At 70.2% G+C, this 10,511-nt stretch carries 10 protein-coding genes; 3 read left to right on the top strand and 7 right to left on the bottom strand.

Going from position 1 to position 10,511, the window contains the following annotated elements; genetic code table 11:
* Positions 1 to 298 precede the first annotated feature (298 nt).
* From lnt to IG75_RS0100045, 3 genes are all read right to left on the bottom strand, one after another.
* On the bottom strand, positions 299 to 2,017 hold the full coding sequence (gene lnt / locus IG75_RS0100055) for an apolipoprotein N-acyltransferase (protein WP_245713147.1): 1,719 nt from the start codon (positions 2,015 to 2,017) through the stop codon (positions 299 to 301).
* Positions 2,018 to 2,046: 29 nt separating this feature from the next.
* Positions 2,047 to 3,645, bottom strand: a complete 1,599-nt coding sequence (locus IG75_RS0100050) for an amidohydrolase (RefSeq protein WP_030519035.1) — start codon at positions 3,643 to 3,645, stop codon at positions 2,047 to 2,049.
* Between the two features lie 165 nt (positions 3,646 to 3,810).
* A complete protein-coding gene (locus IG75_RS0100045) occupies positions 3,811 to 4,761 on the bottom strand; it encodes a phosphotransferase (RefSeq protein ID WP_030519034.1) in 951 nt (316 codons plus the stop codon).
* A 94-nt stretch (positions 4,762 to 4,855) separates the two neighbouring features.
* On the opposite strand from IG75_RS0100045, the gene IG75_RS0100040 reads away from it, so the two are divergent.
* On the top strand, positions 4,856 to 5,779 hold the full coding sequence (locus IG75_RS0100040; protein ID WP_030519033.1) for an ADP-ribosylglycohydrolase family protein: 924 nt from the start codon (positions 4,856 to 4,858) through the stop codon (positions 5,777 to 5,779).
* A gap of 167 nt (positions 5,780 to 5,946) precedes the next feature.
* Complete coding sequence (locus IG75_RS0100035) at positions 5,947 to 6,348, top strand: PPOX class F420-dependent oxidoreductase (RefSeq protein ID WP_030519032.1); 402 nt, start codon at positions 5,947 to 5,949, stop codon at positions 6,346 to 6,348.
* 68 nt (positions 6,349 to 6,416) lie between these two features.
* Here the strand turns inward: IG75_RS0100035 and IG75_RS0100030 are convergent, their stop codons facing one another.
* Complete coding sequence (locus IG75_RS0100030; RefSeq protein ID WP_030519031.1) at positions 6,417 to 7,136, bottom strand: VOC family protein; 720 nt, start codon at positions 7,134 to 7,136, stop codon at positions 6,417 to 6,419.
* 104 nt (positions 7,137 to 7,240) lie between these two features.
* Here IG75_RS0100030 and IG75_RS0100025 point away from each other — a divergent pair, with 104 nt between their 5' ends.
* A complete protein-coding gene (locus IG75_RS0100025) occupies positions 7,241 to 7,795 on the top strand; it encodes a PadR family transcriptional regulator (RefSeq protein WP_030519030.1) in 555 nt (184 codons plus the stop codon).
* On the opposite strand, the gene IG75_RS0100020 is transcribed toward IG75_RS0100025, so the two are convergent.
* The 3 genes from IG75_RS0100020 to IG75_RS0100010 form a co-directional block, all read right to left on the bottom strand.
* Complete coding sequence (locus IG75_RS0100020; RefSeq protein ID WP_051714010.1) at positions 7,792 to 8,298, bottom strand: FxsA family protein; 507 nt, start codon at positions 8,296 to 8,298, stop codon at positions 7,792 to 7,794. The two genes, IG75_RS0100025 and IG75_RS0100020, sit on opposite strands and share 4 nt — an antisense overlap.
* A gap of 249 nt (positions 8,299 to 8,547) precedes the next feature.
* Positions 8,548 to 9,207: a response regulator gene (locus IG75_RS0100015; RefSeq protein ID WP_030519028.1), complete on the bottom strand. Its 660-nt coding sequence runs from the start codon at positions 9,205 to 9,207 to the stop codon at positions 8,548 to 8,550.
* Between the two features lie 27 nt (positions 9,208 to 9,234).
* A complete protein-coding gene (locus tag IG75_RS0100010) occupies positions 9,235 to 10,404 on the bottom strand; it encodes a sensor histidine kinase (RefSeq protein WP_030519027.1) in 1,170 nt (389 codons plus the stop codon).
* Between the last annotated feature and the right edge of the window lie 107 nt (positions 10,405 to 10,511).

Raw genomic sequence — 10,511 nt, 5'->3', positions numbered from 1 at the left:
ACTGGTTATTCGGAGCATCACGGTGAATGGATTGCAGTCGAAACCGAATGGTTACCTGGCGCCGGAAACAGCTATCGGACCGCGGTGTCCGATTTCCGGCACGCTGATGACGCAGAGACGCGGAAGATCGCTTCACTTCTTGCCCGGCGGGGCCGGGCGCTGCCTAGATACTACGCACAAAGAGCCGACATGTTTACCCCTCGAAACCGAAAAATAAACAAGGTGCAAACCGGAAGAACCGCCGACAGCCCAAGCGTTATCGCAGACTCGCCGGTGGCGACGAGATCCGGGCCGGCGGTCAGCCGGACACAGGCGCCGTGGGGGTCTCGGCCGGTCGGCGAGCGGTTCGCCGCCGCACGATCGAGAGCATCACACCGGCCGCCGTCACGAACACGGCGACCAGCTCCGGCCAGGGCCCCAGCACCGTCGCCGGGGTGTGCGAATCACGCAGCGGCACCTCGGCGACCAGCGCCTCGGGGGTGAACAACGCGCTCTCCTGCCGCACCGTGCCATCCGCGGCGATGATCGCGCTGACCCCCGAGGTGGCGGCCACGACCAGCGAGCGCCCGTGTTCGACAGCCCGCACCCTGGACATCGCCAGTTGCTGGTAAGTCATTTCACTGTCGCCGAAAGTCGCATTGTTCGTAGGGACCGCGAGCAATTGCGCTCCGGAGTGCAACGAATCTCGGAAAGCCCGGTCGAAAGCGACCTCGTAACAGGTTGCCACCCCGATTTCCGTACCTGCGGCCCGAATTGTTCCGTCTCCGTGACCCGGAACGAAGTATCCTGCCCTGTCCGCATAGTCCGAAAAGAGCCGGAAGAATCCGCGCATCGGCAGGTATTCGCCGAAAGGCTGTACTATTTTTTTGTCGTGACGGTCCCCCGGGCCACTTTCCGCGGTCCACACCATCACCGAATTCGTCGTGGTGCCGTCCCCGTTGACCAGCACAGCTCCCACCAGAATCGGCGCCGAGATCCGCCGGGCCGCCGCCGAGATGAGCGCGGACGCGTCCGAATTACGCAATGGGTCGATATCGGAGGAGTTCTCCGGCCACACGACCACATCCGGCGCCGGAAACAGACCGCTCGCCACCTCATCGGCCAGTTGTTCGGTCCGGCGGACATGATTGTCGAGCACGGCCCGACGCTGCGCATTGAAATCGAGGCCGAGACGGGGCACGCTGCCCTGGATGGCGGCCACGGTGATCGTCCGGTCCCCCTCGAGTGGACCGGGCAGTGTCGCCCCGAGCCCGAGCCCGGCGGCGGCCAGCAGCAGACAGGTCGCCGCGGCCGCCGCCGTCGCCACCCGGCCACCCGGCCCCGCGGCGCCGTCGCCGGCCGAATCCGCGCGGCTGCCGGCGTCCCCCTGCTCCACACGGCCCGCCGCGGCGCTCCCGGCACCTCGGGGCCCGGCGCTCGCCGCGGTCCGGCGCGAACCTGCCTGCCGGAGCAGCCCGAGAACCACGGCGGCTCCGCAGGTACCGCTCAGCGCGACGACGAAGCTCACCAGCGGCGCTCCGCCGTAGGCGGCCAGCGGCAGGAACCATCCGTCGGCCTGGCCGAAGGCCAATCGACCCCAGGGGAATCCACCGAATGGGAAACTCGATCGGCCCCATTCGGCCGCCGTCCAGGCCAGGGCGAGCCACAGCGGCCATCCCGGCAGCCGGCCGAGTATCCGGCCGAGCACCCCGAACACGCCCAGGTACACCGCACACGCGGTGGACAGCGCGAGCCACGGCAGCGGGCCCACATAGATCCCGGTCCACGGCAGGAGCGGAAGGAAGAAACCGAGTCCGGCGAGGAAGCCGTAGCCGAAACCGGCCCGCAGGCGGGGCCCGCTGCGCACGACCAGGGTCAACAGCGCGACCCCGGCGGGCGCGAGGAACCACCACGGCCGCGGCGGGAAGCTGCCGAACAGCAGGACACCGGCGAACACCGCGGCCACCGACCGCACCGCCACCGGGTAGCGGGCGAGCCCGCCGGTCCACCGGATCGCCGGCCCGTCACCCTGGTTCACTGCTGCATCCTGTTCCACTCGAGCCGAGATCACGCCTGGAAGATGGGGACACCGTCGCGCACGGTGCGCAGACAGCGCGGCAGGTCGGCGTCCGGGGTCAGCGACGGCAGTCCGGGAACCCGGGAGCGGGGGTCGGTGGACCAGCGCTGGACCGTATCGGTGGGCGCGGCGACCACCAGCTCGCCCGCCTCCCATACCGCGTACGACGCGGGCGCCCCGGGCACCAGGGTTCCGGCGACGCCGTCGCGCACGCCGCCGGCCCGCCACGCGCCGCGGGTGGCGGCGGCGAAGGCGGCCCGCGGGGAGAGACCGTGCCCGGGGGTGCGGTGGTGCACGGCCGCGCGGACCGCCGCCCACGGGTCGAGCGCGGTCACCGGCGCGTCCGAGCCGATGGCCAGCGAGACACCGGCCGCGGCCATGGCGGCGAACGGGTTCAGGGCCGCGGCGCGGGTGGCGCCGAGTCGTTCGGCGTACATTCCGTCGGGTCCGCCCCAGGCCAGGTCGAACCCGGGTTGCACGCTGGCGATCACACCCCAGGCGGCGAGGGCCTCGATCTGTGCGGCGTCGAGCAGTTCCGCGTGCTCCACCCGGTGGCCGCGCGCGGCCACGGCCGGACCACCGAGTTCGGCGACCACCTGCCCGAACCCGGCCACCACCGCGTCGAGCGCCCCGTCGCCGATCGCGTGGAAACCCGCTTGGACGCCCGCCTCGGTACAGGCCCGCACATGGGCGGCGATATCCCCGGCATCCAGGTAGGAGACCCCGGCCCCGGGGTCGTCGGCGTACGGGTCGCGCAGCCGGGCGGTATGCGAGCCGATGGACCCGTCCACGAACAGGTCACCGGCGAGCCCGTGCGCCCCGAGGTCGGACAGCAGGGTGCGCGCCTCGTCCGCGGTGCGCACCGCCTGACCCCAGTAGGCCCGCACCTGCACACCGTGCTCGAAGGCGAGCAGTTCGCGCAGATCGGTTTCTCCTTCTATATCGGGACCCGCGCATTCGTGCACGACCGCCACCCCGTGTGCGGCCGCGGCGTCCAGCGCGGTCCGCCGGGCCGCGTCCCGCTGTTCCCGGGTGAGCCGGGTCCGGGCCGCGGCGCGTACGAGATGGTGTGCCGCCGCCCGCACCGGCTCCCCCGGGGCGAACCCGGCCGCGAAACTCAGTCCCGGCACCTCGTCCAGCAGCGCCGAGGAGGCCACCGCGGAGTGCGCGTCCACCCGCGCCAGATATACCACTTGCCCGGGCCGGGCGGCGGCGTCCACTTCGGCGACCGTCGGCGGCCGGCCCTCCGGCCAGCGGGTTTCGTCCCAGCCGTCGGCGAGAATCGCGCCGTCGGGGTGGCGGGCGGCGTATTCGGCGACCAGTTCCAGGCAGTGGGCGAGCGAACGTGCCGCGGAGAGGTCGAGGCCCGCGAGTTGCAGGCCGAGCGCGGTGGTGTGCAGGTGCGGTTCCACAAATGCGGGGGTCACGAAGGCGCCGTCGAGCTCGACGACCTCGGCGTCCGGATGCAGGGCACGCCCCACATGGTCGGCGCCCAGCCATACGACGACGCCGTCGGTCACCGCCAGGGCGGTGGCATCGGGCGCACTCGAACTGTAGATCCGGCCTCCGACCAGCAGCTGCGTACTCACGGGTGTCCAGTCTGCCGCACCGCCGCCCGGGTCGCGCGGGCCGGTCCGGACCCCGAGCGGGTGGGCAGGCCCGCGGCCGTGCCGGATCACCCGGACCGGGGTGGACACAGCGGTGGTTTCCGGTCCCGGCCGGGGCGATTGCCACCTGGCCCGTGAACAGCTGTGTCAGCTGTTCATGCCGCCGGCGAAGGGCATCCGCTGCCACTGGTCGACAGCCGGCCCGAGGTACTCCATGAGCTCGGGCAGCTGCGGTACCAGCGTCAGGGTGGCGACGACCCGCAGCATGCCCACAGCGTTGACGAAGCCGAGAACCTCCGCGTCCAGTTCTCTCGTGCCGTTGCGCCGCGCCCCGCGGTTGTAGGCGGACTCGTGCTCGGGTCCGAGGGCGGCCAGGTCCCACTCGACGGGCCCCAGCGTGACCAGTTCGAAGTCGGCGTAGCGGTCCCCGTCCACCCCGGAGAAGATGTTCGCGGGCGGGGAGTCGCCGTGGATCGGCTGGATGCCGACACCCGGGAACCGATCCTGGAAGGCCGTGCGCGAGCGCACGAGAGGTTCCAGGATCTGCCACTCGCGGCGGGCGCGGTCCAGCTCGGCCGCACCGATCAGGGTGGGGTGCCGGTCGAGCCGGGCGAGGCCTTCCGCGATGAACTGCGGTTCGGCGGCGGACAGAAACTCCAGGCCGCCCGGATATGGGCGCATCGCCGCGTGCAGGTCGGCGACGCTCTCGGCATTTGCCACATAGTCGGGTTCCTTGTCCCGGTCCTGCGGGACGAACGACCACAACGTCATCGAGAAACCGTCGCGCTGGACGGGTTCGGGCGGCACGAGCGGGCTGGGCACGACCACGGGAATACCCCGGCCGGCGAGCCAACGTGTCACGTCCAACTCGTCCTGCTGGCGGCGCGCGAGGGCGGTGAGGTCCTCCGGGTGCGGCAGGACGGTGGGAATCCGGGCCACGACCGGCGCGGGCGCCAGGTGCACGACGACAGAGAAGACGTCGTGGAGGACTGTGGGTTCGGTGACGGTCAGGCCGAGGTCGCGCCCTGCCGCGACGGCCGCGTCGACGGCGGCGGAGGTGCGACCGGCACGTTGTTGCGGTGTCAGGAAGGTGGTCATGGCTTCATCGTTTCAGCGAGGGATCCGGGCAGCTCCGCCGTATCCACCGCAAGTCGTTGCGGAAAAAGATTTTCATCGGCAGACTCGACCGAGCATGCCGAACACCGATACTGCCTATGACAGCCTCGAGGGTCTGTCCGTGGGTGATGCGCTGGGTGCACAGTTCTTTGTTCCCGGTCGCTCCGTACCCGACCTTCGTGCCGGACGACCGCCGGCGCCTCCGTGGCAATGGACCGACGACACCGAGATGGCCTGTTCGGTGTATTCGGAAGTCCGCGACCGCGGCCATATCGACCGCGAGGCGCTCGCGGCCGTGTTCGCTGATCGATGTGAGCCCTATCGCGGCTACGGCGCGGGCACAGTGGTTGTGCTGCACGAGATTCGCGACGGACGCCCTTGGGCCGACGCGGCAGGTGCTGTTTTCGACGGCCGCGGATCATGGGGGAACGGTGCGGCGATGCGGGTCGCCCCGCTCGGGGCGTATTTCGCCGGAGACCCGGATCGAGCAGCGGCGCAAGCCGCGCTTTCCGCCGAGGTCACCCACCGGCATCCGGAAGCGATCGTCGGCGCGATGGTGGTTGCCGTCGCTGCCGGCTACGCCGCGGCAGCACGAGGAAAAGAGTGTGCACCCGATGAATTACTGGATGCGGTGGAACCGTATCTGGTCGATGGACGGACGGCGGACGGTATCCGTCGCGCGCGGAGGCTGATCGGCCGGTCCGTGGCCGAAGCGGCCTACGAACTCGGCAACGGCGCCCAGGTCAGCGCCCAGGATACGGTGCCGTTCACGCTGTGGGTGGCCGCGAGTTTCCTCGGTGACTATCCGGCTGCCGTCACCGCGTGTGTCGAAGCGGGCGGGGATGCGGACACCACGGCCGCGATTGTCGGTGGGATCGTGGCAGCGCATACGGGGGTCGGCCACTACGGCTCGATACGCGGCATACCGGAGGGGTGGCTGGCGGCGCGCGAGCCACTACCCGCCTGGGTAGCGGATCGACATCCTCGCGGTTCACATTGACACGCCATCGAACTCGCGCACAGACGAGCCCGCCGCGCAGCGCGAGTTCGGCCCGGTGGCGTAATCCGCACCGGGTCGAACACCCGGATCGCCGACAAGTCTCTCGACGATCCCGATCGACCGGTCGATCGGTACCTGCCCGGCCCACCGCGAATTACGCTGACTCCATGACCAACACGCTCGGTGCGGTCGGTACCGCCGACTACGTTCTGCTCACCACCTTCCGCAAGGACGGCACTGCGGTGCCGACACCCCTGTGGGCGGTGGCCGAGGAAGGCAAGCTCTACGTCTGGACCGTCACCGACAGCTGGAAGGTGAAAAGGCTGCGGCGCAACCCGGAGGTGACGCTGCAGCCCTGTGATTACAAGGGCACCCCGCGCGGTGAGGTCGTCCACGGCACCGGCCGGGTCCTCGATGCCGACGGCAGCGCGCGGGTCCGCCGCCTGATCCGCCGCAAGTACCGGCTCACCGGGCCCCTGGTGGTGTTCGGCAGTGTTCTGCGCCGCGGGAAGTCGGGCACCGTCGGTATCGAACTCACGCCGCGGACCGAGCCGGCCACCCCGGAGTAGCGCGCCATCCGGATCCGGGCGCGGCGGGTTCCCCCCGTGCACGAGATGTCGTGCCGCGGCGTGATCGGTCAATCGGCTTGTGGCCGTAGCCATTCCTCGAGGTCGTCTGCCGCGCCGAGCTCGGCGGCGAGTTCCGTCCGTTCGGCCTCGGTCAGTCCGAGCGCCACCAGGTCGGCGCGGCGCTGGGCGGCCTTGTCCGGGATTCCGCGCGCGATCGCGAGCTCGGCCAGCGCCGCCAGGGCGCGCGCCCGGTCCAGCACACCGGCCGCCGCGCCGTGGCGGCGCAGCCCGGACTCGAGCGCTCGTTCGGCGGCCTTGTCGTCGTTCTTGGAATCGCGCAGGATCCGCGCATTGTCGAGCACTCGGGCGAGACCGGTCAGTTTCGCCGAGCCCCCGTACTCGAGTTCCGCCGGCTCCGTTCGCGCGATATAGATCACTCGGTTGCCGTCCGGGTCGATGAGGCTGAACCTGGTCTGGCCGGCGCGGAAACGAGTGATCCGCCCGGGCCCCTGTGTGGGCATCCGCCCGAACCGTTCCCGTAACACAGCGCTGAAGTGGCGATGCCGGTCCGCGACGTCATCGACCATGACCAGACAACCCGCCTCTTCCCTGGCCGCGTGGCCCGCGGGAGCGGAGGTGAAGTGGAGGTCGCAGTCGTGCGCCGAAATCGCGCCGTAGACATAGGGCTTCGTCTGTTCGTACGTGACCGTGTAACCGAGCGCCCGATAGAAGTCGAGCGTGCGGGCCAGATCGCGGGTGGGCAGCACCGGTACCGCGGTATCTCCCATGAGAACCCTCTCAATAGTCAATTTTGACTACCAGAGGTTAGGCCGTTCGACGATCGGAAGTCAAATTTGACTACCGTACTGTTCCGATGACGGAAGGAGCGACGATGGCGGCGGTACGGTTGCTGGTTCTCGGGGTGGCACGGCGACAGCAGCCGACCCACGGTTACGCGGTACGCCGCGAGCTGCTGTCCTGGCGGGCCGATACCTGGACGAATGTGCAGCCCGGCTCCATCTATCACGCCGTGAAACAGCTCACCCAGGAGGGAAAGCTGCGCACCCTGGGCACCGAGGACGGCGGCCGAGGACCGGGCCGGACCCTGTTCGAACTCACCCCCGCCGGCGAAGCGGAGTTCCTGCAGCGGATGGACGAGGCGCTGACCAGCGCGGACATGGAAGAACTCGGCGCCGGCATCGCGTTCATGGACGCCCTGCCGCGCGCCCACGTCATCGCGAAACTACGCGAACAACGCGAGGGCAGCCGCGCGATCCGGGACGACCTGCGGGCTATGGTCGGCGACTATCCGGGCCGCTACGAGCCCCCGCACGCCACCGATCTGCTCGAACTGTGGAGCGGGGTCTTCGACAATCTCACCGGCTGGACCGCCGGTGTGCTGGACCGGTTGGAACGAGGCGAGTACCGGATGGCCGACGATACCTAGATCCGGTGCTGTTCCGCCGGCGGAAGCCGCTTTTCCAGGATAGTGCTCGATGGCGGCCGCTCGTCGGTGTACCACTCGCTCACCACGACACCGTCCACAACATCGGCATCGATCACCGTGGGCCGGTACGGCGCGGCCCCGGCGATCTTCGCCACCCGGCGGGCGGCCAGCGCGGCGAGCATCGGGCGGAACAGCGCGCGGGTCGGCGGGATGAGCATCAGCAACCCCACCACCGAGGTGACCAGGCCCGGCACGAACATCAGCAGGCTGCCCGCGCCCACCAGCGCACCGTCGGCGACCGCGGCACCCGGGGTGATCTCACCGCGCGAGGCGCGGCGGAACTGTTCCCCCACCCGGCGCCACTGCGAACCGAGCAGCAGCATGCCCGCGGCGGAGCTGGCGATGAGCAACAGGATGGCGGGAACGGCGCCGAGCCAGGCGACGGCGGCGGCGAAAACAGCGATCTCGGCGACGAGGTAGACGAGGAAACCGAGGACGGGCATGGGCGAACCTTTCGGTCGGACTACCCGGACAACGAACGAGATGTCCGATTTTCTCCCGATGTCGTGGATTGCCCGGCTTCGGACCCGCAGCCGTGAGCTCGGCTGCGCTCCGGGTCGCGGCCGGCCGCAGCGCCGGTTCAGGGTTCTCGGCCGCACGCCGCTCCGCGTGCCGGGCCGCCCGGGGCCCCGAGCACAGTCGCCTGGGTGGCGTTACTCGCACCCGAGCGGGCCGAAGCAGGTCCCGCTTACTCAGCCGCCCGGACGCACCACGCCGGTTTCATAGGCCAGCACCACCGCCTGCACGCGGTCACGCAGGCCCAGTTTGGTCAAGACCCGGCCGACGTGGGTCTTCACCGTGGCCTCGGACAGGAACAGCTGGCCCGCGATCTCGGCATTGGACCGCCCGGCGGCGATCTGTTCGAGTACTTCGCGTTCGCGGGCGGTCAGTACCTCGAGAATTCCGGGGTCGCGCGAGGGCGTGGGTTCTTCGGCGATCAGCCGGTCGAGGAGACGTTTGGTGACCTTCGGCGACACCACCGCGTCCCCGGCCGCGACGCTGCGGATGGCCGAGATCAGGTCTTCGGGCGGGGTGTCCTTGAGCAGGAACCCGCTCGCGCCGGCGCGCAGCGCGCCCAGGGCGTGCTCGTCCAGGTCGAAGGTCGTCATCACCAGGACCCGGGCGCCGTGGTCGGCCTCGAGGATGCGGCCGGTGGCGGTGACGCCGTCCACGACCGGCATCCGGACATCCATGAGCACCACGTCGGGGGTCAGCTCGGCGGCCCGGGCGACCGCGGTGGCTCCGTTGTCGGCTTCGCCGACCACCTCGATATCGGGGTGTGCGCCGAGCACCATCTTGAGTCCTACGCGCATGAGTTCCTGGTCGTCCACAACGAGCACGGTGATCGGCACGGATTCCAATGTAGTGGCGGCCGCCGCCTATTCCCGATCCGGTGCGGACAGCGGAATACGCGCGTACACCCGCCAGGCGCCGTCGGTCCGGCGCCCGGCCTCGAGACTGCCGCCGAGCACCGCCATCCGTTCGCGCATTCCGGCCAGGCCCAGGCCGCTGCCCTGGATCCGGTCCTCGGGCCGCACCGGGACCCCGCCGGAGTCGACGACCTCCACCTCGATGTGGTCGGCGTGCCGCCGCACCCGCACCCACGCCTTCGGGTGGGCGCCGGCGTGGCGGAGGGTGTTGGTCAGCGCTTCCTGCACGATGCGGTGTGTGCCCAGACTGATCTCGGGTGCGACGCCGTCCAGTTCACCGGCCAGTTCCAGTTCGACCGCCAGGCCCGCGTCCCGCATCAGCTGCACCACTGCCGCGAGCCCCGCCGTCCCGTGCTGGGGGACTTCGTCGGGAGCGTGTTCGGTGCGCAGCAGCGCGACGGTGCGGCGGAGTTCGCGCAGTGCTTCGCGCCCGGTCCCGGCAATGGTGACCAGCGCCTGTTCGGTGGTATCGGGGTCGGTGCGCAGGGCGAAGCGCGCGCCGTCGGCCTGGACGATCATCACGCTCACCGCATGCGCGACCACATCGTGTAGTTCCCGGGCGATCCGGGTGCGCTCGGCCGAGACCGCGTCGTGCGCCCGGCGTTCCCGGTCGGAGTCGGCGACGGCCAGCCGGGCCGCCACCTCGGCGTCGTAGGCGCGGCGGGCGCCGGTGAACTCGCCCAGCGCCCAGCACAGGGCGAAGAACACCGAGACGAACGCGAGGTCCCCGGCCCGGAATCCGCTCAGCAGCGCCATCCCATAGGCGGTATCGGCGACCAGTGCCAGCACATACCAGAGTCCGGCACGCCGGCCGACATAGGCGACCAGCGTGTACAGCATGACCCCGTGGCCGATCAGTGCGGCGTGCCCAGTGGGGTCGCCGACGAGGTAGCCGATGGTGCCGGCGCAGATCGACAGTGCCATGAAGGTCACCGCCATGGCCCGTGGATAGATGCGGCGCAGCACGATCGGGAGTGGGATGAGCACCGAGAACACCAGGAAGGCGGCGAGGTGGGTGCTGTCACGGGCCATGGTGAGGTCGAACACCAGCAGCGCCGCCGCGAGCGCGGAGTCCGCGACGACGGGGTTGTCTCGAAGCCACAGAATGAACCGGCGCACCCGCCCAGCCTAGGTGTACTGCCCAGGCAGGTTGGTCAACCGGCTGATGGGGGCCTTCCTGCCGATGGCGGTGTGTTGCCGGTGGTGATTGTAGGTGTGGAGCCAGG

Source organism: Nocardia rhamnosiphila NBRC 108938 (assembly GCF_000720425.1).
GTDB lineage: Bacteria > Actinomycetota > Actinomycetes > Mycobacteriales > Mycobacteriaceae > Nocardia > Nocardia rhamnosiphila.
The sequence above is the reverse complement of the archived record's forward strand: the minus strand, read 5'-3'. Positions and strand labels throughout refer to the sequence as shown.

What these genes read in the sequence shown, in the direction of transcription:
- IG75_RS0100045 (WP_030519034.1), bottom strand. Translation starts at nt 4,761, where the DNA reads ATGACCACCTTCCTGACACCGCAACAACGTGCCGGTCGCACCTCCGCC.
- IG75_RS0100040 (WP_030519033.1), top strand. Translation starts at nt 4,856, where the DNA reads ATGCCGAACACCGATACTGCCTATGACAGCCTCGAGGGTCTGTCCGTG.
- IG75_RS0100035 (WP_030519032.1), top strand. Translation starts at nt 5,947, where the DNA reads ATGACCAACACGCTCGGTGCGGTCGGTACCGCCGACTACGTTCTGCTC.
- IG75_RS0100030 (WP_030519031.1), bottom strand. Translation starts at nt 7,136, where the DNA reads ATGGGAGATACCGCGGTACCGGTGCTGCCCACCCGCGATCTGGCCCGC.
- IG75_RS0100025 (WP_030519030.1), top strand. Translation starts at nt 7,241, where the DNA reads ATGGCGGCGGTACGGTTGCTGGTTCTCGGGGTGGCACGGCGACAGCAG.
- IG75_RS0100020 (WP_051714010.1), bottom strand. Translation starts at nt 8,298, where the DNA reads ATGCCCGTCCTCGGTTTCCTCGTCTACCTCGTCGCCGAGATCGCTGTT.